The following is a 24,824-nucleotide window of genomic DNA, read 5'->3' as shown; positions in this document are numbered from 1 at the left end:
AAGAAAAAAGAAGGGATGAATCCCTCCTTTTCTTCATGAAGTTGAAAACATATATTTCTTATGGTGATATCGGATGCTGAAAATCAGTCCTAGTGCCATCATATTACCAAGGAGTGAACTCCCCCCATAGCTTAAGAATGGCAATGGAATACCAGTTATTGGCAATAAGCCGATCGTCATTCCAATATTCTCGAACACGTGGAAGGTCAGCATGCAAATGACACCGACGCAAATATACGTATTATATTCATTCTTCGTTTCAAGTCCGATTTTAGTCATATTATAGACAAGCATAAAGTAAAGAATAATCACAATGCTTGCACCAAGGAAGCCATATTCCTCGCCAATGACAGCAAAGATAAAGTCTGTATGCCCCTCCGGCAGGTACACTTCACGGTTCCCAAATCCTTTGCCCGAGGTCGTTCCTGACCCAATGGCCAGTAAGGATTTAATTAATTGATACCCCTCTGAGGAGGTATAATTGTACGGATCCAGCCACGCATAAATCCGGCCAAATTGGTATTGTTTCACGTGGAAGTATTTCTCCATAATATCTGGATGCCAGACAACGAGATAAAAAATCACGCCAACCAGCAGGAAGCCTCCCCCGAACATCGGCACGAGCATCTTCCATGTTATCCCTGATACGAATATCATTCCAATCATGATGGCAATCATAACGAGTGAGGTTCCAAGGTCAGGCTGCTGCATGACGAGCAATAATGGTGCTCCTGTCGTTAATCCTATCTTCATCAGCAGTATAAAATCCGTCTGCAAAGTCCTGATACGGTGCTTTGCATGATGGTTTTGTATAAGGGCTGACAAGGCCATAATCAAAAATACCTTCATCATCTCCGAAGGCTGGATAGAACCCACCCCTGGGAATTGATACCAGCTCTTTGCCCCATTTCGAATCGGTGCCAAGGTTTCTGGAGCTACAATAAGTCCGAGTAAGAGAAGGAGACCAAAGCCATATAAATACCATGACATCTTCTTCAGCTGATCCGCATCCAATGTCATAATTAAAAAGGCAATTGTCAATCCGACCACGTACCACATGATTTGTTTTACGACAAAGTTTTCCCCATACTGACCGGTTGTCTGGGCACTATATATGGCCAGACAGCTCGTGACAAATAAAAGGAAAATGATGAACAAAAGACCGTAATCGATCTTAGACGTGAAATTTCGATTATTATTGTTAGACATGTAAACCCACCATATTCATCCTAAAGTTAAGGTAAAGCCATACCCCTTATTATACTTGAACAGGCTAAAATCACAACTTAAAGGATATCAGCCAATTTTATAACCTAAAGTTAATATTATACACTTTTTGATACCAATGAGCATCCATTTCTTTTTTGCACACCATTTTGTACCAGTTTCAGATTTCCCGTTATTAAGAAAAATAAAGAGGGTAAAGAGAAAAAAGCGAAGAAAGAAGGAGGAGTATGTCATGGAACGAAAATCAAAACAAACATTCCAGCATACATATATTCCTTTAACCTCCATGACCAGCGGAATGGGGATTGAAGTCAAGGAAGATATTTATGTACTGAACACCCAGATTGTGAATGTTATATTAGTCGGCCAGCCGAACCAAGAGGACTTCGTGTTAGTGGACGCAGGAATGCCCAAGGCCGATGATGAGATTATCGAAGCTGTCGAAAAACGCTTCGGCGAAGGCAGCAAGCCGAAGGCCATTATTCTGACACACGGGCACTTCGATCATGTCGGGGCACTCGAGGCCTTGCTTGAGAAATGGGATATCCCCGTTTATGCACACAAACTGGAGCTTCCCTACTTAACCGGACAGCGCAATTACCCTGAACCGAATACAAAGGCTGCCGGCGGACTTGTACCAGACATCGCCCGTTTCTTCCCGAATCATGGTATTGACATAGGCAATAAGGTACAGCCATTGCCAGACGACGGAACCGTTCCTTATATGCCCGGCTGGCAATGGCTACACACACCCGGTCATACACCTGGCCACGTCTCTCTCTTCCGTGAAGAAGATTGCTTCCTGATTGCCGGGGATGCTTTCGTTGGAGTTAAACAAGAATCCTTATATAAGGTTCTTACGCAGAAGCAGGAGATCAGCGGGCCGCCAGCCTACTTCACTACTGACTGGGAAGCTGCTCGTGAATCCGTCCGAAGACTGAATGACTTGAAACCTAAATATGCTGTCACTGGCCATGGGCTGCCGTTGTTAGAAGAATATTTATCACATAAGCTGGATGAACTTGCTGTACATTTTGATGAAATAGCCAAGCCCCAGAAGCGTATATATGAAGAAACATGAATAAAGAAAAGGAACCACTCCCGAATGCTTCACCAGGATGGTTCCTTTCTTGTTGAACCCTGCTTGCTGCAGGAATTATTAGCGTTCCCAAGGACGATTAGTATTAAAGAATTCTGCGAGTTCTTTACTTTGCTTACGGTGTTCCTTCCGTTTAGCTGCTCTAAAGGCTGCAGTTTCGTTCAATTTCTTTTCTTCTTCCGTTTCCGGAATGACTTTTGGCACCCGTGTCGGCTTTCCGCTCTCATCCATCGCAACAAATGTCAAGAAGGCTGTGGCAGCTATTTTGCGTTCACCTGTCATTAAATGCTCGGCAGTGACCTTAACGAACACTTCCATGGAACTATTCCCTGTCCAGCTCACATAGGACTCCAAGCAGACAGAATCCTCCGGAGAGATAGGAGCTAAGAAATCGACAGAGTCGGTAGAAGCCGTTACAACAGCGTTCCGACAATGCCGCGTCGCCGAGATAGAAGCTGTCATATCAATATCACTCATAAGTTTTCCGCCAAATAATGTGTTATGATCATTTACATCACTCGGAAAGATTCGGCTTGTTTTTACTACTCTGGATTCATTACACGTTTTTGTTTCCATTATCCTCTTACCTTCTTTCTAGAAAACCAAATGCCAGTCATTGGCAGGATTTGAATAACAATATTTAATTTTAACAAACTATAAAATACGAATCAAATAACGGTGATTACTGTGAAATATTGTTTCATGTTTATTTTATATTTCTGGAGGGGTCCCATATGAACAAAGCTGATTTAAACGAAGCGCTGCAGGCCGAAAAAGCCAGATTAGCAGATATCGTTTCCTTAATAGAGAAAAGAGCTGAGTCTGTGAGAAATTCACAGGGGGGAATCAGACAGGATGTAACAGAGATCCGCCAAACCTTCTGGGACGACGTAACCGTTAATATTGACGACCCGGAGGACGCTGTGGAAACACTGGCGAGTATCCGCCAGCAGGCAGAGCTCTTGTCCGAACGTGAACGGGCACACGGCCATATGAGCAGACAGCTGAAGACATTGAATCTCCTCAAGGATTCTCCTTATTTTGGACGTGTTGATTTTCACGAAGAAGGAGAACCAATCACTGATATTGTCTACCTCGGCATTTCATCATTGATGGATGATGCGAAGGAGAATTTCCTTATTTATGACTGGCGGGCACCAATCTCAAGCATTTATTATGACTATTCGCCCGGACCTGCTCAGTATGAAACACCTGGCGGCATCATCGAAGGAGAAATGGAGCAGAAAAGGCAATACATTATTAAGGGTGGACAGCTGAAAAGCATGTTCGATACAGGCATTACAATTGGGGATGAAATTCTGAAGGAAGTGCTTGGCAAAAATGCAGATAGCCAGATGAAGAATATTGTTGCCACCATCCAAAAGGAACAAAATACGTTGATTCGAAATGACAAAAAGCGCTACCTTGTCGTTCAAGGGGCAGCCGGCAGCGGCAAGACGTCCGCCGCCCTGCAAAGGGTTGCCTTCCTTCTATACCGGCATGTTCATGAGATTAAGGCTGATAATATCCTGCTCTTTTCCCCTAACCCGCTATTTAGCAGCTACACAGCCACTGTTCTTCCATCACTCGGAGAAGACAATATGCAGCAGGTTACCTTCTTTGATTACATGGCGAAAATGATTGGGGACGACTATGAAGTCAGCGACCCGTTTGAGCAAATGGAATACGTCCTGCATGAGGAAGATGATGATTTCTACGAGGCTAGACTTGAAGCCATCCGCTACAAAAACACACTGGAATTTAAGGCACTGCTTGACCAATATATCCAATCTCTCAGCCATGCCGGGCTTCAGTTCAGAAATATCAATTTGCGTAAGAAGACACTGATAACGTCTTCTGCTATAGCTGACTATTTTTATTCCCTTGATCCATCGCTCTCCATCCAAAACCGCCTAGAGTTTGTAAAGGACTGGCTTCTAAAGGAGCTGTACAAAATCGAAAAATTGGAGCGCCGTTCCGAATGGGTAGAGGAGGAGATTGAGCTTCTGGATACAGCAGACTACACCAAAACCTTCCAGTTTTTGCACAAAAGGAAATCCTATACAGAGGAGACATTTGATGATTTTGACAGGGAACAGCAAGAGCTGGCCAAAAAGGTTACCCATAAATACTTCAAGCCGATTCGAATAGCCGTTAAGCAATTCCGTTTCTTGAATGTCAAGAAGATGTACAAAGACTTGTTTCAGGAAAATATTGCCGAACAGCTGAAAATGGAAGCTTCTATTCCAGCCAACTGGGGAGAGATTGGCGGAATTACCCTTAAGGAAACAGGTCAAAATCGCCTTCCATATGAAGATGCTGCTCCGTATCTATACTTTAAAGAAGAGCTTGAAGGGGTGAGAACAAACAGACTGATTCGCTACCTTTTCATTGATGAAGCACAAGATTACTCTGCCTTCCAGCTCGAAGTCATTCACCGGCTCTTTCCAAATGGGCGCATGACGATATTAGGAGATATGAATCAAGCCATTTACGCCCATTCCTACGGAGCACCGACACTGCTGTCAGAGGAACTTTACCCAGCCGACGAAACGGAAAGAATTATCTTATTGAAGAGCTATCGTTCCACACGCCAAATCATTGACTTCACCAGTGCCATTCTAGGTGATATTCAGATTCAGCCCTTCAATCGAAATGGAATGCTACCTGTCCTCTATCAACGAACCGACATTGATGCATCCTTTAAGCTGATCACTCAGCTGCTAAAGAGCCTGCAGGAGGCTGGACACCAAACCATCGCTATTATATGCAAAACACAATACGAGGCGGATATGGCCTTTGAAAGGTTAAAAGGGATTGAATTCGTTCAACTGATGGACAAATCCATTTACAGCTTCACAAAGGGCATTCTCATTCTTCCAGCCTATTTGGCAAAAGGGATTGAATTCGATGCAGTTATTATCTTTAATGCATCGAAGGATCAATACTATCGTGAACAAGAACGGAACTTATTCTATACAGCCTGTACGCGTGCGATGCATGAGCTCCACCTTCTCTCATGCGGAGAGCCAAGTCCATTTATCAAAGATGTTCCTAATAACTTATATGAATTAAGATGACCAAATGACATACAAAATCCCCTCGCACATTGGCTGCGAGGGGATTTATTCTTACCTTCTTATGGATGACCAGGCAAGTAGATGGTGAATGTTGTGCCTTCCTTCGGCTTGCTCTTGACCCGTATCGAGCCATGCATGGACTTCACAATCCGATAGACAGCTACCATCCCTAAGCCCGTACCCTTGACACCTTTAGTAGAAAAATAAGGCTCACCAAGCCGGCTGATCTGTTCATCACTCATCCCGATTCCTGTATCAGATATGGTAATATTAATCCCTTTCTTGATTGGCTGTGCCTTCAAAATCAGGACACCGCCCTCCTGCATGGATTCAATTGCATTCTTTACGAGATTAACGAAGCATTGCTGGAATAAATGCTTTTCTCCATTCACGTAAAACACAGGTACATGACATTGAATAAAGACCGCATTCATATTCGCAAGCGGCTTCACAATTTCAATCACCTTGAGAATCTCAGATTGGATTTCAATGGTTTCCTGCAGTTCCATAGAAGGCTTTGCAAAGGCAAGGTAATCATTGATGATATTCTCTGCCCGATTCAATTCAGATATGGCTATATCAATAAATTGCTGCTTCTTCTCTGCCGGCAGGTTATCATCACTCTTTAATAATTGCAAAAACCCCTTTGTTGCTGTTAAAGGGTTGCGAACTTCATGAGAGATTGATGCGGCCAAATGACTGACAGCCTGAAGTTTCTCCGTGTTGATGATCTCCCGCTTCAGCATTCTGCTCCTCTTTAAATTCTCCATATAATACACTAAGCCGAGAAGTCCTCCTATATAGACAAGCATATAGAGAATGCTGTCGAGCCATGTCCACCTATTGGAGAAAAGGCCGTTCGCCAAGGACATACTGATAATGGAGGAAATCAGCGCAATTAAAAAGGCTTGCGTATATTTCTTTTTTATTGGAATCTTAATATAGATTTTTCGTAAATAGAGTGAGATTAACAAAGGCGGCAAACTCGTCATGATGGTATAAAGTCCTTGCAAAGGATGGATCAACGTCGACATGACAGTTAAAAGAATAAACAGCATGGTTCCTATCCAGGCACGACCATACAGTACTCCGATAATCACAACCAGATCCCCGATATGCAGGGAGAGGGATGAATTTATTTCAGAAACAAAAAATAGCCTATTGATGAGGAGGCTGCCAGCAAGCGCGATAAATAAGGCCAAATAGTTGTTATTTTCGTCCGTTTCCCTTTTTACCTGCCAAAAATAATTAATTTGTACGCAGATCAAGATGATAAACAAGTTGATGATGAAACTTTCAACAAGGTCATTGATCATATTTTTCTCCCTTTTGAATAGGTTGGCTTATAATGAAGTTTAGTGGAAAATAAATGCAATGTAAATGTAAAATGACATTTTTTTCTAAATATTCTTACAGTAATATATTTTGTAACTCCAAATATTCGAGTCTATCCGTCTTTTTTCCCCTTTTTATCATTTATTCCCCTATATTTCTTCACCATAAAACCGTTGTTACTTTTTTCTATTAATTATCATAATCATCAGTAAATATGAATGTCCTATCTCCTGTCGAATCCCATCTTAACTTCGGAGATATTCCTTATCATTTTGGATAATGCTAAGGGATCACGAAATGAACTGTCCATGCACCTATCCAACTTTAACTATATTTAAATAATCTATACTTTCTAGCTCATCTTAAGGAAATACAGGCATAAAGAAAGACAGATTCTGACGAATCTGTCTGAATAGCCTAAAGAAACTTGAGTCTATCAAGCTTCTTTAGCGAAATCTTCTCTATTCAAATAACGTTTACTATCCTAGGGGGAAAGATAGCAACAATTATTCACAAAGGGTTATGTTATTGCTCTGTTACCGTTACGGATACGGTTTTTTCCGCTCCATCACGGTATAGTTTGATTTTTACGGTATCCCCGCTCTTTGTATGGCTGTATAGGTATTTTCTGAACTCACTGAGAGTCGAAACCTCTGTATCATCGACTGAGACGATCACATCATATGTTGCGATGCCAGCTTTATCAGCAGGTGACCCAGCTTCAACTTGCGTAACCACCAGCCCTTCTGACACGTCAGCTGGAAGGTTAAGCTGACGCTCCAGTACGTATTGCGGAATCTCTGCAATAGACTGCAAGCCTACGCCCACATAAGCGCGTTGGACGGATCCGTCAGCAAGCAGATCATTCACAATTGTTTTGACCTCTTGAGTTGGGATGGCAAATCCAATCCCTTCTACATCTTCCGAGGAGATTTTCATACTGTTGATTCCAATGACCTGACCGCTTGAGTTCACAAGTGCTCCTCCGCTGTTCCCTGGGTTGATGGCAGCATCCGTCTGGATAACATCCATATCCCATTCACCAGCTGATGTAGAAACAGTCACTGTACGCTGCAGGCCACTGATAATTCCTTGTGTCACTGAACCAGAGAAATCTAAGCCAAGCGGATTTCCGATAGCAAGCACTTCCTGTCCGACACTCAATTTATCGGAATCCCCGAATTCTGCTACCTTCGTGACATTCTTACTGCTGATTTGCAAGACGGCAAGGTCTGTCAGCGCATCTGTACCAACAAGCTTAGCTTCCACTTTTGTTTCATTAGCTAAATATACTTCAATGGTATCAGCATCTTCAATTACGTGATTATTCGTAACAATATAGGCATAATCGCCTTCCTTCTTAAAGATGACACCTGAACCAGTTCCGCTTTCTTCCTTGTCTGAGTTCTCCCCTTCAGTGGTCGGTAATCCATAGTTATAGTAGTTTTCTGTGCTCATTTTCTGGATATTGACGACCCCCACAACAGCAGGGGATACTTCTTCGATCATCTTAATTGTGTCACTTGTGGAAATGGCTGTCTCATCAATTTGCAGCCCATCCTTATCATCAACTTGGGCAACGGCAGTTTCAACTGATTCTACAGTTCCATCTCCGCTGCCAGGCAGGAATCCGGTTAAATCAACAAATCCAAAATAAGAACCAGAGCCAAGGACAATCGCTCCTCCAAGAATGGCTGTAATCACAGGTGTAAGCCATCTTTTTCTGCTTTTCGATGACTGGCTTTCATGAGGCTCTTGTTTGTCCGGTTGTTCGTTGCTAATAACAGGCTCAATTAATTCCTCAGCTGCATGATCGTATGGCCCTTTGCCAATTTGGCTGGAATCAAGCTCATGATATCCCTGATAGGATACATAGGTCGGATCAATAGAACGGCTCGTTGGCTCAGCTTCTGTTGTTTCATTTATCGTTTCTTCATCATTTCGCTTTGTTTCTTCCCATTCATCACGTTCATTTCGGTTAGTGAAATCCATCTAATTCCTCTCCTTACCTATTATGCTGAAAGTATATGAATTAATGATTACGTTAAAATAATAGTTTCCTGACTACATTACCTACTATACCCACACTTTGTGTCAGAGGTATGTCAGCGTGTAATATTTTTATAAAATGATACCTTTATTATAAATGGAAGTCTATTCTTGTGTTTCCTTTAATAAATGGAAAAGCTGGCGATGGTCTCCGCCAGCTTCCGCCTCTTTATTCATCCCTGTAAGGAAGATTGATGGTAAAGGTCGTCCCTTCCCCGTTGCTTTTTAAAAGCTTTAGGTCGCCTCCCATGGCTCTTGCCAGCATCTTGCTGAAAGGCAGGCCGAGCCCCAAGCCTCTTACCTTATATTTCTTTTCTTCACCACGGTAGAAACGCTCGAAAATCAAATCCTGCTCAGCATCAGGGATTCCTGTGCCATTATCCTGAACATCAATCGCGAGCCATTCACCGTCCGTCGGGTGAATGGTGATCGTGATTTTTCCATCCCCCTGAATAGCCTGCTTTGCATTATTAAGCAGGTTAATGAGAATTTGCTGGAGACGAAGCGTATCAGTATACACTTCGAAGTCTTCCTCAGGCTTATTTATGGCAACCTCTATATCGGAATTATCTTGAATAATGCTCCATTGATAGACCATCTCTTTCACGCTTTCTCCAATGAAGCATGGTTTTTTATTCACTGGAATGGCGTTTGCCGCAAAAGAATTGAAATCAAGCAAATCCCCGACCATCTTCTGCAGACGATTCGTCTCCTGCAAGGAAATAGCAAGAAACTCCTTTGCTTCTTCTCCTGTAACAACCTTATCGTTCACTGCCTGCAGGAGGCCGCTGATAGAGGTGACAGGGGTTTTCAATTCATGCGTCACCCCAGCAAGCAGCTCAGCCCTAATGGATTCCAGCTGTTCAAGCTTAAGGGCCATTTCTTTAAATGAATGAACTAGATCATACACCTCTTGTTCTCGTACCCTTTCATTCAGCTCAACATCGTAATTACCTGCTTCGACTTCCTTTGCTGCCTTTGCTACATTCTCAATCGGCTTAAGCAGACGTTTAGACAGGAAGTATATCGCTGCCCAGCCAAGCATGGCTGCACTGAGAATCATCAGAAAGAGCAACTTGTATTCCTGGTCCACAGCAGTCAGTTCTGCCTCCGACTGGATGACTACGACCCAGCCAAGAACAGAATTATTCAAGGTAATCGGTCGTTTGATGAGATAATAATCTCTCCCGCCAATATTGTTTAATTTTCTTACCTCATCCTCGCTCGAAATTAACTTCTCCGAAAAGGATGAAATCCTTAAATGATTCTCTGAGCGGTTCTCCATAAGAATCGTACCGGACGGGTCGACGATATAAATGGATGGACTACCGCTTGTTTCAAGTAATTTTTTCCGATTATAAAATAATTCATCATTTCCATCGGTCGGTATATCGGTCCCGACTATTTGATCAAGCATTCGCGCAGCCACTTCCTCCGCCAAATATTGATCAATCTCAAGGTTTTTATTTAAAGTCGATTGCCGGATGATAATTCCCGTGACGAAGCCAATCACCGCCAAGCCAATCACAAGCGTAACGAGATAGCGTATTGTCCAATAGCGCAGGAGGCTGATCCTTTTTTGTTCCTCCTGCTCCTTAGCCCACTTATTTTTCCATGCATAGGTGAGATGGGTGATTTTAGTCTGAAGTTTATTTTTTATCGAAGACACTTAACTGATACCCCAATCCCCGCAAAGTTTTGATTTCTCCTTCTGTACTAGGCCAATTTTTCAAGGCTTTTCTCAATCTCTTAATGGATAAATCAACTGCCCGGTCACTGCCATCATAATCCAGACCCCATACATGTTCAATCAACTGGTCCCGTGTGAATAATTGATTGGGATGCTGACTCAAAAAAATGAGCAGTGCGAGATCACGTGGAGTCAAATCCAATTCAATACCATGCAAAGTGACCGAATGAGCCTTCATATTGATGGTTAATGAACCAAATTGCTTCCGTTCTTTATCATCAATGACCTGCACTGACCTTCTAAGTACAGCCTGTACCCTTGCGACAACCTCATCACCGACAAACGGCTTCGTAATATAATCATCTGCTCCATCATTCAAGCCTGTGAGCCGGTAGTTCACATCACCAAGGGCTGTCAGCATAATAACCGGGCATGTGCTTTCTATGCGGATCTCCTTCAAGATATCCCATCCGCTTTTACCAGGAAGCATCACATCGAGCAGCACCAAATCCGGCTTATACTCGTGGAATTCATCGATTGCCTCTTCACCTGTATAAACTTGTTTCGTCTCATAGCCCGCTTTTTTCAAATATGCCTTTAACACTTGGCTGATTGCGATTTCATCTTCAACAATCAAGATTTTATGCATGCTGCAACACTCTCCCGCTAAAAACGAATAGGACAAAAATCCCCGAAATGTCCGGAGATTTTTGTTTTACTCTTATTTTACACCATTACTGGTTCTTCCTTATTTGAAATCGTGATTTCACCTTTTGATAAGCGAATATTCACATCCGAAATCTTGGCCAGATTAGTATCATGCGTTACAACAATGACACATTTTCCTTCTTTATGAGCCAGATCAAGGAATAAGTCGATGATTTCCTTCGCTGTGTCCTCATCCAGGTTTCCTGTTGGCTCATCGGCCACAATCAATTCCGATTGGCAGCACAGAGCCCGCGCAATTGATACACGCTGCTGCTGGCCGCCGCTCAAGGTAAGCACACGCTGATGAGCCTGCTTCTCATCGATCCCGACCTTCTGAAGCATTTCCAGTGCATAGGCCTTGCGATTACCCACCTTAGTTCCCGTTATTTCCATAGCGGTCGTGATATTTTGCAGGGCCGTCATATAAGGGAGCAGATTGTATGCCTGGAAGACAATAGAAACATATTTATTTCGAAATTTGGAATAACCGATTTTTTTGATATTCTTTCCTTCATACAGCACTTCCCCATCCTTCGGCATATCCAGCGCACTCGCTAATGCCAGGAAGGTTGTCTTCCCAGACCCGGAAGGACCGACAATGGTATAGAACAGACCTTTATTAAAGGATACATTAATTTTCTTTAGTATGTCTTGCCTCTTATTCTCAAACTTATACCAATAACTTACATCCTTAAATTCCAGTAAATTCGTCATTGCTTCTCCTCCTTAATCCTGTCTTGAAAGGATTGCTTTCGGCTGCAGTCTAAATACGGATAATGAAGGAATTAATGTCGCGATAACCGCAATCAGCAAACCAATTCCCGTCAGCTTTCCTAGATCAGATGGAGTTACTTGAACATCCAGGTCAACCGTTGCCACTTCTGCGTCAGCTGCACCAGCTTGTCCGCCAGGACCTCTGAAACCGCCTGGAGCACCCATACCCCCACCGCCCATTTGCATTCCTCTGCCGCCAAACTGAGTCGCATCTGCACTAGAACTTGCTGAAGCTTCCTCTTGTTGTGATAGAAGCTGGTCACCAATCTTATCAGCCACTAAATTACCTGTCAGGGAGGCTATCCCAATCGCAAAGACCGCAACAATAAGAATCTCGACGATAAATTGTCCAATTAACTTGCTCTTTTTCTCACCAATGGCAAGAAGGACACCCATTTCATATTTTCGTTCCCGAATGCCAAGCATCACAATTAATCCAAGAATAATTGCACCTGCAATGGTCACTAAATATACAATGTTTTTTGAAAATGAGGCGACATTATTGATTGGCTCTACCATTTGCTGATAAAGGTCATCATTTGCATCCAGCTTAAATGTATCGAAATCAATGACATCCATTGCCTTTGCATCCTCAATGAAGGAATCTGTATCAGCAGGATCTGCCATGTAATATGTAGCGCTATCAATTGTGCCCTCATAATCTTCGCCTTTCATTTCATTGGCTACTGTATAAGGAACATAGATTTTATTGTATGGGTTCATGGAAGTAAAACTCATCCCCATCGAATCAGTCGATGTGGAAGTCGTTTTGTAGATTCCGATAATCTCGACTTTTACTGTTGTATCTTCATCGCTTGTAGAGGCAACTTCAATGGTATCACCGACAGATAAATCATTTTCCTCTGCTAATGTTTCCTCAATGATGGCGACATTTTTACCAATATGCTCATCAGAAATATGCGTTCCCTCTGTCATTTCTGCATTCCCATCCATGAAATCACTCGTTGCATCTGTGAAAACCACCCCTTGCAGGGTCACATCTGCATCGCTCATGCCGTTATCAGGCATTTTCCCGCCCATTGGATTCGAATTGCTCGAAGTATCACTTGATGAAGCTTCAATAGGATCAAAGCTGCTGGCTGCTGCCTGTGTGCTTGAAGTGAAGTTATAGCCGCTTAATTGGGCTAAGGTCGTTAATTCCTCCGCATCCTCTACCTCAACAGGTGTTTGAGCAAAACGAAATGGCTCCCGGGCATCCTCTGAACCAGCACTTTCTCTTGCTTCACGCTGCTCCTGCATCATCTTCTCTTGGTCATAGCTCAGTGTGACGGTTCCTCCAAGCTGCTGTTTCGCAAGCTCTGCTGAAGTCGAAGCTGCACTCTGAATAGATAACCCGCTCAATACCAACACGCAAATAACCGTGAAGACAAATAACTGTAATATGCTTTTGCCCTTCTTGGCCTTTACGCTCAAGAATGCTCGTTTGATAAAGTTCATCCTTCTTCTCCATCCTCTCTCTATCTAACGTCAGTTATGTAACTAACCTGTCTATCACTTTAAAACGGAATTGTGTCAATTAAATGTCGGACGCGAAATTTTTATTATGCAATCGTGCTCATAAGGCTGCTCAGCCCTATCATTTAAACGAAAAGCTCTGTTTATCTTAAATGCTGATTTTCGTTGCAAGCGGCAGCTAAATCGCATGCGGTCGTGGTGCTAATCCCACAGGAGTCAACAATTTGATGCGTTAACGGGCAGTATTCTACTATTAACTATCAACATTCATCTTTAACTGGATAAAAAGAAAAAAGAACCTTCCTAATCAAGAAGATTCAAGCCGCACATGTATTCACACGAAATCACCAATGAAAAAAAAACGATTCAAAAAAATAGCGGCAATGAATAGATTGCTCCATTCATTGCCACTCATTTCCCGTACATTATTTATTGAAGTCTGCTTTCCACTTCTGAGCACACTTGGTCTGCTGTTAATCCATCCGCATTGATTACGGGACCTTCAATCGCAGCGTCCTGCATACCCATTACATTCTTATCCATTCCAGAGATGACACAACAGTCACAGCTCGCTGCACCATACTCATGGTTTAACTGTACCACTTCATATCCCTTCTCACGAAGCGCTTGCTGCACATCTGATAAGGATTCTTCCACTCCTATTTTAGCCATTGCTTACACCTCCTCCAATGGTAGGATGTTCTGCCATAAAGGAAATTATTCATTTATCAAACAGTTTGATTTCAAAATGTTACATTATTGTTAATATCAAGCTTTTCTATTTACTATTTGTCAAATTAATACTATTATTCTATAAAAAGGGAAAGAATGTGATAGATATGAAATCTACCGGTATAGTCAGAAAGGTCGACGAACTAGGCCGAATTGTTCTTCCGATTGAATTAAGACGTACCTTGGATATTAACATAAAAGACTCAATTGAAATCTTTACGGACGAAAATCAAATCATCCTTCAGAAATACATGCCTGGCAAGGCTTGTATCATTACAGGCGAGGTGAGCAACAACAATATTACACTCGCCAACGGCAAAATCATCCTAAGTCCAGAAGGCATTCAGCGGCTCACTGAAGAACTTCATCATGTCATTAAACAATAAGACTTACTCTTCGTCCAGGCGGAAAGATCCGCCTGTTTTTTTGTCATGTTCAATAGACTATGTATAATCAAGAAATCCAAACCATAAATGAATGGAAGAATATAAAAAAACTGGCTTCCAAAAAATCACAAGGATTTTTCGTGGAGGCCAGCTTTTCATTTAGGCATCAATCGAGATATGTTTGAACTCCGTGACATCGAAGAGTCCATCAATCGTAATCTTACATGCCGGAATAACCGGAAGTGCCAGGAATGACAGGGTCAGGAATGGATTGAAGTCCTGTGAAACCCCTAAGTCAGCTAATACTTGATTCATTTCGCGCAAGTGTCCGTAGACAGCATTCGCGCTTTCCATTGACATCAAGCCTGCTATTGGCAAAGCAAGCTTGGCCCGCACTTTTCCTTCACTGACAATGACCAGCCCTCCTCGGCTTTTTTCAAGCTCCTGAATGGCTGCCAGCATGTCTTCATCATTCGTGCCAGTGACAATTAAATTATGAGAATCATGTGCAACCGTCGTGGCCAAAGCTCCTGATTTCAGCCCTAGCCCCTTAACAATTCCGAGGCCAATCTTGCCTGTCGCGTTATGCCGTTCAATAAGCGCAATCTTTAGATGATCAAGATGGGTATCCGATTCGAAGAAGCCCTCCTTTGTCCGATTCGTCTTCTCGATGAGACGTTTGGTGATTAGGCTGTTCGGAATGATGCCAATAATATTTGCTTCTTCCCCCTTCAGCTTGATTGCCAAATCGTTCGAATCAATCTTACCGAGGGAAACGGTATTCGCCAGATTTTCCGCTATAGCATATGGATAGTTCTCTGGGAATCCCTGGACAGAACCTTCGCTTACGATACATTTCCCGTTCTTATAGACTGAATGGATGGCAACCTCTTCAAGACTATCAAGCATCAAAAAGTCGGCTTTATAGCCTGGAGCAATCGCTCCTTGATTTTTCAGACGGAAGCATTCAGCCGCATTCAAGGTTGCCATTTGATAGGCCGTCATGACAGGAATACCTTCTGCAATGGCTAATTTGATACAATTATTAATGCTGCCCTCCATCATGACGTCATCCAAATGACGGTCATCTGTTACAAACAGGCATCTTCTCGCGTTCCGCTCATTAACGGCCCCGATGATCTGCTTCAAATCCTTTGCGACTGTCCCTTCCCGAATCATGAGATACATCCCCTTCTCAAGACGGGCCTTTGCCTCTTCCGCAGTCATACACTCATGATCCGTATGAATACCGGCAGCCATATATACATCAATGGCCTTCCCAGACAAACCAGCAGCATGACCATCAATCAATTTATGCTGTTTCCTTGCATCCAGCAGTTTCTCAACCATGGAAGGCTCGCTCTCAAGCACAGCTTGATAATTCATGACCTCCGCAAGTCCAAGTACACGCGGCTGTTCATAAAATGGAGCTAGATCCTCACTGTTCAAAATCGCTCCCGCTTCTTCAAATTCCGTAGCAGGTACACAGGATGGAAGCATGAAATGCGCATCAAAAGGCAGACCCTCCGTATGCTCAATCATGTATTGAATTCCTTGTGCCCCGCTGACATTGGCAATTTCATGAGGATCTGCAATGACGGCAGTCACACCGTTCTTTACCTGAACCTTTGCAAATTCCAGCGGGCTAACCATTGTGGATTCAATGTGCACATGGCCGTCGATAAAGGATGGACTGATGTATCGCCCTGCGGCATTTACTTCTCTTTTGCCTTCGTATTGGCCAATACCAGCAATAACCCCATCGACAATTGCGATATCTCCAAGCTGAATCTCACCGGTAAATACATTCAAAATTTTGCCGCCTTTAACAACAAGATCTGCCGGCTCCTTCCCTGAAGCCACATTGATACGTCTTTGCATTAAGCTGTAATCCATCCTAATCACCCTTTTTCTATGTTAGTAATCTCTTAAGATGTAATAATGAAATAAATTTAACCTACTATAACACATAATAAGGAGTAATGAGAATAGCCTATTTCTTATATTTTTTATCCATTAAGACACTCTAATAACCGGGCAATGGCTCTTTCAAGCTCAGCCTCTGGTATCCCCGCAAAACCAAGCACGATGGTTGGGGGATAATCCTCCTTCACGATAGAATAATCTGAAAGAGTGTGCAGGAGAATCCCTTTCTCCCTTGCCCGTTCCTTAATTTGCTCCTCATTCATCCCATTATGGACAACAAGGGCAATATGAAGGCCTGATTTCTCCCCGATTACGGAAAGAATTTCCCTATGAGGCTTCAAATGTTCTAGTACTATTTCTAATTTCCTGCGATACACCTTCCGCATTCTGTTCAGATGACGCTCAAATTCCCCATCACGCATAAAACGAGCTAGAAGATGCTGGTCCAACCTCGATACGGAGGAATGCCCGAATCCTGCCTCTTGATAGCAGGAAAGCAATTCCTCCGGCAGAAGCATGAAGCTAATTCGAATGGACGGCATTAAGGATTTGGAGAAGGAACCGAAATAAATCACCTTCCCAAAGCTGTCCATACTTGCAAGCGAGGGAATAGATTTGCCGCTATAGCGGAATTCACTGTCATAATCGTCCTCGATAATGAACCTTTCCTTCGATTCCGCTGCCCACGAAAGCAATTGAACACGTCGGTTATAGGACAGTACGGTCCCAAACGGGAAATGATGGGATGGTGTTGTATAGAGAATATCCATATCCCCTTGAAGGACCTCATCAATCTTTAATCCATCCTCATCCACTCCTACAGCCTGAACCTTATTCGGGAAATGGCACATGATACGGTTCATGACCTGATAACCAGGGTTTTCAACGCCATATTTTGCCTTGCTGCCAAATAAGAGGACCAATTGCTGCAACAGGATTTCAAGGCCTGCTCCAATGATAATTTGCCGAGGCTCACAAATGACGCCTCTTGCATGGTACAAATAGGTCGCAATCTCTCTTCTTAGTTCCATTTCACCAAAGGGGTCGCCAAGCAATAATAAATCTTGGTTATTGAAATCAATCAAATCCTTTGCCAATCTCCTCCACGTCTTGAAGGGGAACACGCTGACATCAATATGACTCGGATGAAAGGATTGAATAATCTGCTCACCCGGCTCATCCCTCTTTTCTGAGCAGCTTTCCCCAGGCTGTATGTATTCCAAATCCTTTGAGGCCAAACAATAGTATCCTTTCCGAGGAAGCACCTCAATATATCCCTCTGCAACCAATTGCTGATAAGCTGCATCTACTGTATTTTGACTGATTTGCAGGTAATCAGAGAGATTCCGTTTCGAAGGCAGCTTCGTTTGATATGGCAATCTGCCGGACATGATTTCATTTTTGATAAAAACATACAGCTGCTCATAGATTGGAATACGGCTTTCACGGTTTAGTTCACACGCTAATCTATTCATCTTTTCTCCCTCACTGACACCATCAAAACGCTTGAAACTGAATCTTTTAATGGGGTCTGTTTCCTCTATACTTATACCATACAACAAATCACACTATTTTTAAAAATAAAAAAGGATGGTGCTAATTTTATGAGAAAAGCCTTAGGCACTGATGCTGTCAAACGAGGAATGGCCCAAATGCAAAAGGGCGGGGTTATCATGGATGTTGTCAATGCGGAGCAAGCCAAAATCGCCGAGGCAGCGGGAGCTGTTGCCGTCATGGCTCTTGAACGTGTTCCTTTTGACATTCGCAAGGCTGGCGGGGTTGCAAGAATGGCAGACCCGCGTATCGTAGAAGAGGTCATGAAGGCCGTGTCTATCCCTGTGATGGCTAAAGCACGGATTGGCCATATCGTGGAAGCACGCGTACTCGAGGCAATGGGTGTCGATTACATTGATGAAAGTGAAGTTTTAACGCCTGCAGATGAAGAGTATCACCTTCAAAAGAGGGCTTTTACTGTCCCATTCGTCTGCGGATGCCGCGACCTCGGAGAAGCAGCAAGAAGGATCGGGGAAGGTGCCTCCATGCTGCGCACGAAGGGAGAACCAGGTACAGGTAATATTGTTGAAGCTGTCCGCCATATGCGAAAGGTTCAGGCGCAGGTTCGAAAGGTCATCCATATGAATGAGGATGAGCTCATGACTGAGGCGAAAATCTTAGGAGCTCCGTACGATATTCTGCTTCAAATCAAGGAAGAGGGCAGCTTGCCTGTTGTCAACTTCGCGGCAGGCGGAATTGCGACACCGGCAGATGCTGCCCTGATGATGGAGCTTGGGGCTGATGGCGTCTTCGTCGGATCAGGAATCTTTAAATCCGAGTCTCCTGAGAAATTCGCCCAAGCAATCGTCCAGGCAACCACTCATTACAAGGATTATGAGCTGATTGGCAAACTTTCAACTGAACTAGGCAGCCCCATGAAGGGAATTGAGATTGCCACGATTCCAGCGGAAAGCCGTATGCAGGATCGGGGTTGGTAACAATGCCTCATATTGGCGTATTAGCCCTGCAAGGAGCTGTCTCAGAACATATCAAACAAGTAGAAGCAACAGGCTGTACAGCCTCAAGAATTAAATTCCCCTCAGAGCTTGCATCACTTGACGGACTCATCATTCCTGGAGGAGAAAGCACCGCCATCAAGAAGCTGATGGATACGTATGGATTCACAGAAACCATCCAATCATTCCAAAAACCTATCTTCGGCACATGTGCCGGAATGGTATTGCTCGCAAGTAAGATTGCCGATGATTCCGATCCCGAGCCACTCGGACTAATCGATCTCGTTGTTCAGCGCAATGCCTCAGGTCGTCAGCGGGCAAGCTTTGAAACATCACTTGCTATCAAGGGGTTGGATGAACCATTCAAGGCCATTTTTATCCGTGCCCCGTATTGCCTTCATGCCGGAGAAAGTGTCGTGACGCTTGCAGACTATGATGGACATATTGTGGCAGCCAAGCAAGGCCGCATTCTCGTCAGTTCCTTTCATCCCGAGCTGACTGATGATTCGCGTTTTCTTGAGTTATTCATCCAAATGGTGAAGGAGCACTGTGAGGACTCTGCTATTGCTTAAATCTAATACAAACAGGAGATAAACCAGATTTGGCCTTCTCCTGTTTTTTTTCCGTTCTCTGGGGATAAAAAAAGCAGATTATTCATAAAAAAAGGAAAATTTTTTGGTCTTTTCATGGATTGGGTCAGGTAAGACGAAGATATTTAAAGGAGTGAAACTTGATTTCTTTGTTTATGGGCGAATCTCAGGCGTTTAAGGGCGGAAAATATGAATTTAAGGGCGAAAACACCCTCATTATGGGCGAAAATAGGGCTTTATGGGCGAAACCCAAAATAGCAGCCAAGATCTCCGCTTACCCGTCCGCCAGACAACAGCCTCTAAACAAATCAAACTAAAAGGCTGACCCAAAAGCCCGTAAGCTTTCAGGTCAGCCTTCCTTCAATGAATTGATCTATTCTACACGTAAATCTTCTATTGAATCAATCTCCACATAGGCCGGGACGACAAGACCAAGTTTTGTCCCCTTCAAGTTAGGTCCTAAGTCGACAAAGTCTTCCTTATATTTATCGTAATACGCCTTCGAGGTCGTCGGAAGCCATGCGGCAACCATGGCATCTGCCTTCCCGCTCGCAATAGCCGCATACATCGGACCAATCTCCACCTGTCTTAATACAGGCTCATAGCCTTGCATTCTCAGCACCTCAGCAATAACATTCGTTGAGGCAACCTCTGATTCCCAGGCTACATATACGAGAGTAATATTTTCGCCATTGCCTTTTTCAGCATCATTCACCCACTGGTCGACCTTGCTCTTATTAGCCTCAATCCACTTGATGGCAGCATCCTTGGAGCCCATTCCTTCTTCAATATCCTTCATGACAGACTCCATATCAGAGGTTTCCCAATAGAATTGATTGAGCACCTTTTCCGCACCAGGCAAATCTTCCTTTAAGCCCTTACGAACCAATGTATGAATGTCCTCACTTTCGCCATAGACACCCTTTGGATCATCCAGATACTTCAAGTCAAACTTACCGAACATCCAATGCGGTGTCCATCCTGTGATAATGATTGGCTCCTTCCGATCATAAGCCTTCTTCAGCTCAGCCCCCATCGCCGCCGATGAGCCTTCCTGCAATGTCCAATCATCACTTAGTCCATACTGATCCATTGCTTCCTGTGTCCTCGACATAACCCCTGAGCCCGGATCAATGCCCACGATTTTATAATCAACCTGGGCGCCAATTGAAGCATTCTCTGAGCCTTTCAGCTCGGCATTCAATAAGGACGTTACCGTATAGCCGCCCAAAAAGAGAACAATAACTAAACTATAAATCCACTTGCCTTTAACGATTGATTCAAAAGCCGGCGTTCTAAGCTTCTGAGAAATCCGGTCAAGAATGATGGCAATGATAACAATAGCTAATCCCGCTTCAAACCCTTCTCCAACTTTTATCTGGGAAACAGCGCGATAGACCTCTGCCCCTAAGCCGGGCGCTCCTACCAAAGAAGCCATGACGACCATTGATAATGACAGCATAATACTTTGGTTGATTCCTGCCATGATTGTTGGCATTGCGAGCGGCAGCTGCACCTTCATAATCTTTTGGCCTCTTGTGGAACCAAAAGCATCTGAAGCCTCAATTAAATCCTTTGGAACCTCCTGAATCCCAAGGCTGGTCATGCGAATCGCCGGGGCAATTGCAAAGATAACAGAGGCTACAATCCCCGGTACGACACCAATCCCAAAGAACAAGATGGCCGGAATTAAGTAGACAAAGCCAGGCATCGTTTGCATGAAATCTAGAATCGGCATTAAGATATTTCTCAACCACTTGCTTTGGGAAGCCAAAATTCCAAGTGGAATTCCAAGTATGACCGTAATCAGAACAGAGGCCAGAACAAGGGCCAATGTCTGAATCATGGCATCCCAATATCCTAGATTATCAATCAGCAGCAGTCCTATGAACGTGAATAAAGCCAGAGGCCATTTATTCGTGTAAAAAGCAAGCAGTGTCAATAATAGAATGAGCACGATCGGCGGTCCAAATCCGAGTACATCTACACTCGTGTCAATGATGCTCTGCACAAACGTGGAAATAAAATTAAAAAACGGGCCAAGAGCATCTGTCAGCCAATCGACAACACGGTCGACACCTTGCGCCAACGGTATTTTTCCGATGTTCATTCTACTCCCTCCTTCTCAAGAAGGTTGTCCCGGTTTCCTGCGAGAGCACCAATGATGACTCCGCGGATAAGCACACCTCGAAGTTTTCTATCTTCATTGATTACCGCAAGCGGCATGGATGCATTGGCCATCTCATCAAGAAGATCAGCGATGACGGTGTCCTCATAAACCGCTGGAACATCCTTTGTCATCACATCCTCAATACTAAGCTGTTCTGCTGCAGCCCTGCTCGCTTGATCCGCTGACAGCGCACCTACCAGCTTAAAGCTGCGATCGACGACAAATATATGGGAATACCCGTTATCCTTCATCGTTTGCAGCGCAACCCTTGGTCCGCGATCCACAAAGATTCGTTCTGCCCGCTTCATCACCGATGCTGCCGTGAGTACACGGGATAAATTCACGTCTTCTACAAATCGTTCGACATAATCATTGGCCGGATTCATCATAATTTCCTCAGGAGTTCCAACCTGAATGATTCTGCCATCCCTCATTAAAGCAATCCTGTCTCCGATTCGCAACGCTTCATCTAAATCATGGGTAATAAAGATAATCGTTTTCTTATAGTTTTCTTGAATTTCCAGCAGCTCATCCTGCATGTTTTTTCGAATCATGGGATCCAGCGCACTGAAGGCTTCATCCATGAGAAGAATATCTGTATCACTTGCAAGCGCCCTCGCAAGACCCACCCGCTGCTGCATGCCACCACTCAATTGATTAGGGAATTGTTCTTCATAGCCTTGGAGACCGACAGCCTTAAGCGCCTGCATCGCCTTTTCGGTCTGTTCCTCCTCAGCGATTCCTTTAATTTCAAGGCCGAACTTAGTATTTTCAAGAATCGTTTTGTGGGGGAATAAGGCGAAGTTTTGAAATACCATACTGATTTTATTCCTCCTAATTTCACGAAGCTCTTTCGGTGACATCGTCACGATATTTTGGCCATCAATCAAGATCTCTCCATCAGTCGGGGAAATCAGCCGATTAATCATTCGAATAAGCGTAGACTTGCCGCTCCCAGATAAACCCATAACGACAAAGACTTCACCCTCATAAATATCTAAATCTGCCTTATGTACGCCAATCGTACTTCCTGTTTCCTTTAAGATTTCTTTTTTCGTCCTTCCCTGCAGCGATAATTTTATTGCCTGCTGCGGGGACTTTCCAAACACTTTCCAAACACCTTTTATGCTAACCTTTGCGTCCAACATACCACTCCTAAATATCAATCTAACAAATAACTCGCTAAAGACATAGTTATCCTCCTATACTAATAAACTATTTAGAGTAAACTTAAACATTTTTCTAAAAAAATAGGTCAAATTACACAAAAAAAAAGACTATGCACATGAATAGTATTCATGTGCACAGTCTAACTAGTTATTACTCTTCACCAATAATCTTCACTTCTGTTTCTAAATCAACGCCAAAATTCTCTTTGACCGTCTTTTGAACATGCTTGATCAAGTTCAAATAATCAGTTGCGGTTGCATTACCCGTATTAATAATAAACCCAGCATGCTTCGTTGATACCTGTGCTCCGCCAATCGATACTCCCTGCAGATTGCTATCTTGAATGAGCTTCCCGGCGAAATACCCAGGCGGACGCTTGAATACACTTCCACAGGATGGATATTCAAGAGGCTGCTTAGACTCCCGCAGGAAGGTCAATTCATCCATTCGTGCCTTAATGGCTGCAGGATCGCCTTTCTTAGCAGCAAATCTTGCTTCTAAAACGATGTACCCCCTCTTGGCAATCAAGCTGCTGCGATACGTTAATTCCATTTCTTCATTCGTTAATGTCAATAATTCTCCTTCATCAGTCAGAACAACAGCAGAGTCAATTACTTGAGAAATATCCCCGTCGTAGGCACCTGCATTCATATAAACTGCTCCTCCTACAGAGCCTGGGATGCCGCATGCGAACTCAAGTCCGGTCACACTTTGCTCTAACGCAAAGCGGGACACATTGATAATTGTCGCGCCGCTTTGAGCCACAATAAGACCGTCCTTCATTTCAATCCGTTCCATATGACTCAAAATAAGGACGATTCCTCTAATACCGCCATCACGGATAATGAGATTCGAACCATTTCCAAGAATCGTCAATGGGATAGAATTCTCACGGGAGAACAAAATACAACTCTGTACTTCTTCATACGTAGAAGGAAGGACGAGGAAATCGGCTTTTCCTCCCGTTTTCGTGAACGTATATTGGTTTAATGGTTCATCTTGCTTAATATGCTCTTTTGGGATCAGGCGTTGCAATTTTTCGTATATTGTTTGCTTTTCCATACTCTCAACCTTCTAATTATATTTGTCTATTTATTATATACATGAACTAAGCCATAAAATCACTGCAAATGGCTGGAAACTCTTTGTTTATTTTAGCATTCAAGCCCAGCTCATGCAATTTGACTAAAGAAAACAAAAAAAAACATCCCGGCTCCAAAGAGCGGGGATGTTATGATTTTCTGACCTCAAGCCTTCTCGCAACAAGGGATAACCCGTAATTGACGATAAAATACATAAGAGCAATCAAGATCAGAACCGGCCAAACATAATTGATGTTCTGCGCATAAATGACCTGACCATGATGTGTCAATTCCGGTAAAGCGATAATAACCGCCAAGGATGTATCCTTTAAAAGCGAGATAAACTGACTCACGATTGGCGGAACCATATTTCGCAGAGCTTGAGGCAGGATGATATGCCAAAGTGTTTGAATATAACTCATGCCAGATGAGCGCGCCGCTTCCACCTGTCCCTTTGGAATGGAGTTCAGTCCGCTGCGAATGACCTCTGAAAGCATCGCGGATTCAAAGATTGTCAGTGCCAGAATTGCAGCTGTTGAAATGCTCATCTCGAGCCCGACTTTCGGGTCTTGCAGTCCAAAGTATACAAAGAAGATGATCAAAATTAGCGGTAAATTCCGGATTGTTTCGACAAGTACAGCAAGTACAGGGGATACAACCGGTATCTTTGCAAACCGCAGAATACCAATTATGCCTCCAATAAGGAAGCTCAAAACAATGGATATCGCGGCAATCTTCAAGGTTACGAGAAAACCGTCTACTAAAAAGGCAAGGTTATCAGGCGAATAGGCACCTGCAAAATCCATAGATCATGCCCTCC

21 protein-coding genes are annotated in these 24,824 nt (G+C 43.5%); 6 read left to right on the top strand and 15 right to left on the bottom strand.

Annotation, left to right across the window (positions count from 1 at the left end):
- Positions 1-33: 33 nt before the first annotated feature.
- On the bottom strand, positions 34-1,209 hold the full coding sequence (gene rodA, locus AC622_RS02340; protein ID WP_049669607.1) for a rod shape-determining protein RodA: 1,176 nt from the start codon (positions 1,207-1,209) through the stop codon (positions 34-36).
- Positions 1,210-1,459: 250 nt separating this feature from the next.
- Between rodA and AC622_RS02335 the strand changes: the two genes are divergently transcribed.
- A complete protein-coding gene (locus tag AC622_RS02335; protein ID WP_049669606.1) occupies positions 1,460-2,308 on the top strand; it encodes an MBL fold metallo-hydrolase in 849 nt (282 codons plus the stop codon).
- A 78-nt stretch (positions 2,309-2,386) separates the two neighbouring features.
- Here AC622_RS02335 and AC622_RS02330 read toward each other — a convergent pair whose 3' ends face one another.
- The gene (locus AC622_RS02330; RefSeq protein WP_049669605.1) at positions 2,387-2,902 is read right to left on the bottom strand and encodes an acyl-CoA thioesterase; all 516 of its coding nucleotides are present in this window, start codon (positions 2,900-2,902) and stop codon (positions 2,387-2,389) included.
- 158 nt (positions 2,903-3,060) lie between these two features.
- On the opposite strand from AC622_RS02330, the gene helD reads away from it, so the two are divergent.
- Positions 3,061-5,406 carry an RNA polymerase recycling motor HelD gene (helD, locus tag AC622_RS02325; protein WP_049669604.1) on the top strand — a complete coding sequence of 782 codons (2,346 nt, stop codon included), beginning with the start codon at positions 3,061-3,063 and terminating at the stop codon, positions 5,404-5,406.
- Positions 5,407-5,465: 59 nt separating this feature from the next.
- Here the strand turns inward: helD and AC622_RS02320 are convergent, their stop codons facing one another.
- The 7 genes from AC622_RS02320 to AC622_RS02290 all read right to left on the bottom strand — a co-directional run bounded on the left by AC622_RS02320 (position 5,466) and on the right by AC622_RS02290 (position 14,110).
- On the bottom strand, positions 5,466-6,722 hold the full coding sequence (locus AC622_RS02320) for a sensor histidine kinase (RefSeq protein WP_049669603.1): 1,257 nt from the start codon (positions 6,720-6,722) through the stop codon (positions 5,466-5,468).
- 544 nt (positions 6,723-7,266) lie between these two features.
- Positions 7,267-8,733 (bottom strand): S1C family serine protease, encoded by a 1,467-nt coding sequence (locus AC622_RS02315; protein ID WP_082196988.1) that lies wholly within the window; start codon positions 8,731-8,733, stop codon positions 7,267-7,269.
- A gap of 226 nt (positions 8,734-8,959) precedes the next feature.
- On the bottom strand, positions 8,960-10,459 hold the full coding sequence (locus tag AC622_RS02310) for a HAMP domain-containing sensor histidine kinase (protein WP_231589468.1): 1,500 nt from the start codon (positions 10,457-10,459) through the stop codon (positions 8,960-8,962).
- Positions 10,440-11,129, bottom strand: a complete 690-nt coding sequence (locus tag AC622_RS02305; RefSeq protein WP_049669602.1) for a response regulator transcription factor — start codon at positions 11,127-11,129, stop codon at positions 10,440-10,442. The genes AC622_RS02310 and AC622_RS02305 overlap by 20 nt, the downstream gene beginning before the upstream one ends.
- Positions 11,130-11,206: 77 nt before the next feature.
- Complete coding sequence (locus tag AC622_RS02300) at positions 11,207-11,902, bottom strand: ABC transporter ATP-binding protein (RefSeq protein WP_049669601.1); 696 nt, start codon at positions 11,900-11,902, stop codon at positions 11,207-11,209.
- Positions 11,903-11,914: 12 nt separating this feature from the next.
- Complete coding sequence (locus AC622_RS02295) at positions 11,915-13,420, bottom strand: ABC transporter permease (protein ID WP_049669600.1); 1,506 nt, start codon at positions 13,418-13,420, stop codon at positions 11,915-11,917.
- Between the two features lie 447 nt (positions 13,421-13,867).
- On the bottom strand, positions 13,868-14,110 hold the full coding sequence (locus AC622_RS02290; protein ID WP_049669599.1) for a YkuS family protein: 243 nt from the start codon (positions 14,108-14,110) through the stop codon (positions 13,868-13,870).
- Between the two features lie 167 nt (positions 14,111-14,277).
- Here AC622_RS02290 and AC622_RS02285 point away from each other — a divergent pair, with 167 nt between their 5' ends.
- Positions 14,278-14,556, top strand: a complete 279-nt coding sequence (locus tag AC622_RS02285; RefSeq protein ID WP_049672744.1) for an AbrB/MazE/SpoVT family DNA-binding domain-containing protein — start codon at positions 14,278-14,280, stop codon at positions 14,554-14,556.
- A gap of 159 nt (positions 14,557-14,715) precedes the next feature.
- On the opposite strand, the gene ade is transcribed toward AC622_RS02285, so the two are convergent.
- Together ade and pdxR are read right to left on the bottom strand one after the other, a co-directional pair.
- Entirely contained in the window at positions 14,716-16,452 is a 1,737-nt protein-coding gene (gene ade, locus AC622_RS02280; RefSeq protein WP_197089894.1) for an adenine deaminase, read from the bottom strand.
- A 113-nt stretch (positions 16,453-16,565) separates the two neighbouring features.
- On the bottom strand, positions 16,566-17,957 hold the full coding sequence (pdxR, locus tag AC622_RS02275; protein WP_049669598.1) for a MocR-like pyridoxine biosynthesis transcription factor PdxR: 1,392 nt from the start codon (positions 17,955-17,957) through the stop codon (positions 16,566-16,568).
- Between the two features lie 129 nt (positions 17,958-18,086).
- Here pdxR and pdxS point away from each other — a divergent pair, with 129 nt between their 5' ends.
- The 3 genes from pdxS to AC622_RS20915 all read left to right on the top strand — a co-directional run bounded on the left by pdxS (position 18,087) and on the right by AC622_RS20915 (position 19,899).
- Entirely contained in the window at positions 18,087-18,974 is an 888-nt protein-coding gene (pdxS, locus tag AC622_RS02270) for a pyridoxal 5'-phosphate synthase lyase subunit PdxS (RefSeq protein ID WP_049669597.1), read from the top strand.
- A 2-nt stretch (positions 18,975-18,976) separates the two neighbouring features.
- Positions 18,977-19,564, top strand: coding sequence for a pyridoxal 5'-phosphate synthase glutaminase subunit PdxT (pdxT, locus tag AC622_RS02265; protein ID WP_049669596.1), 588 nt, complete (start codon positions 18,977-18,979; stop codon positions 19,562-19,564).
- A 158-nt stretch (positions 19,565-19,722) separates the two neighbouring features.
- Positions 19,723-19,899: a hypothetical protein gene (locus AC622_RS20915; protein WP_156185539.1), complete on the top strand. Its 177-nt coding sequence runs from the start codon at positions 19,723-19,725 to the stop codon at positions 19,897-19,899.
- 56 nt (positions 19,900-19,955) lie between these two features.
- Here the strand turns inward: AC622_RS20915 and AC622_RS21480 are convergent, their stop codons facing one another.
- The 4 genes from AC622_RS21480 to AC622_RS02245 form a co-directional block, all read right to left on the bottom strand.
- Positions 19,956-21,692 (bottom strand): glycine betaine ABC transporter substrate-binding protein, encoded by a 1,737-nt coding sequence (locus tag AC622_RS21480; protein ID WP_049669595.1) that lies wholly within the window; start codon positions 21,690-21,692, stop codon positions 19,956-19,958.
- Positions 21,689-22,900, bottom strand: coding sequence for a quaternary amine ABC transporter ATP-binding protein (locus AC622_RS02255; RefSeq protein WP_049669594.1), 1,212 nt, complete (start codon positions 22,898-22,900; stop codon positions 21,689-21,691). The genes AC622_RS21480 and AC622_RS02255 overlap by 4 nt, the downstream gene beginning before the upstream one ends.
- A gap of 172 nt (positions 22,901-23,072) precedes the next feature.
- Positions 23,073-23,984, bottom strand: coding sequence for a UDP-N-acetylmuramate dehydrogenase (murB, locus tag AC622_RS02250; RefSeq protein ID WP_049669593.1), 912 nt, complete (start codon positions 23,982-23,984; stop codon positions 23,073-23,075).
- A 169-nt stretch (positions 23,985-24,153) separates the two neighbouring features.
- The gene (locus AC622_RS02245; protein ID WP_049669592.1) at positions 24,154-24,810 is read right to left on the bottom strand and encodes an amino acid ABC transporter permease; all 657 of its coding nucleotides are present in this window, start codon (positions 24,808-24,810) and stop codon (positions 24,154-24,156) included.
- Between the last annotated feature and the right edge of the window lie 14 nt (positions 24,811-24,824).

The organism is Bacillus sp. FJAT-27916 (assembly GCF_001183965.1).
Taxonomy (GTDB): domain Bacteria; phylum Bacillota; class Bacilli; order Bacillales; family Pradoshiaceae; genus Pradoshia.
Note: the sequence above shows the minus strand (reverse complement) of the source record. Positions and strands in the feature narration are given on the sequence as shown.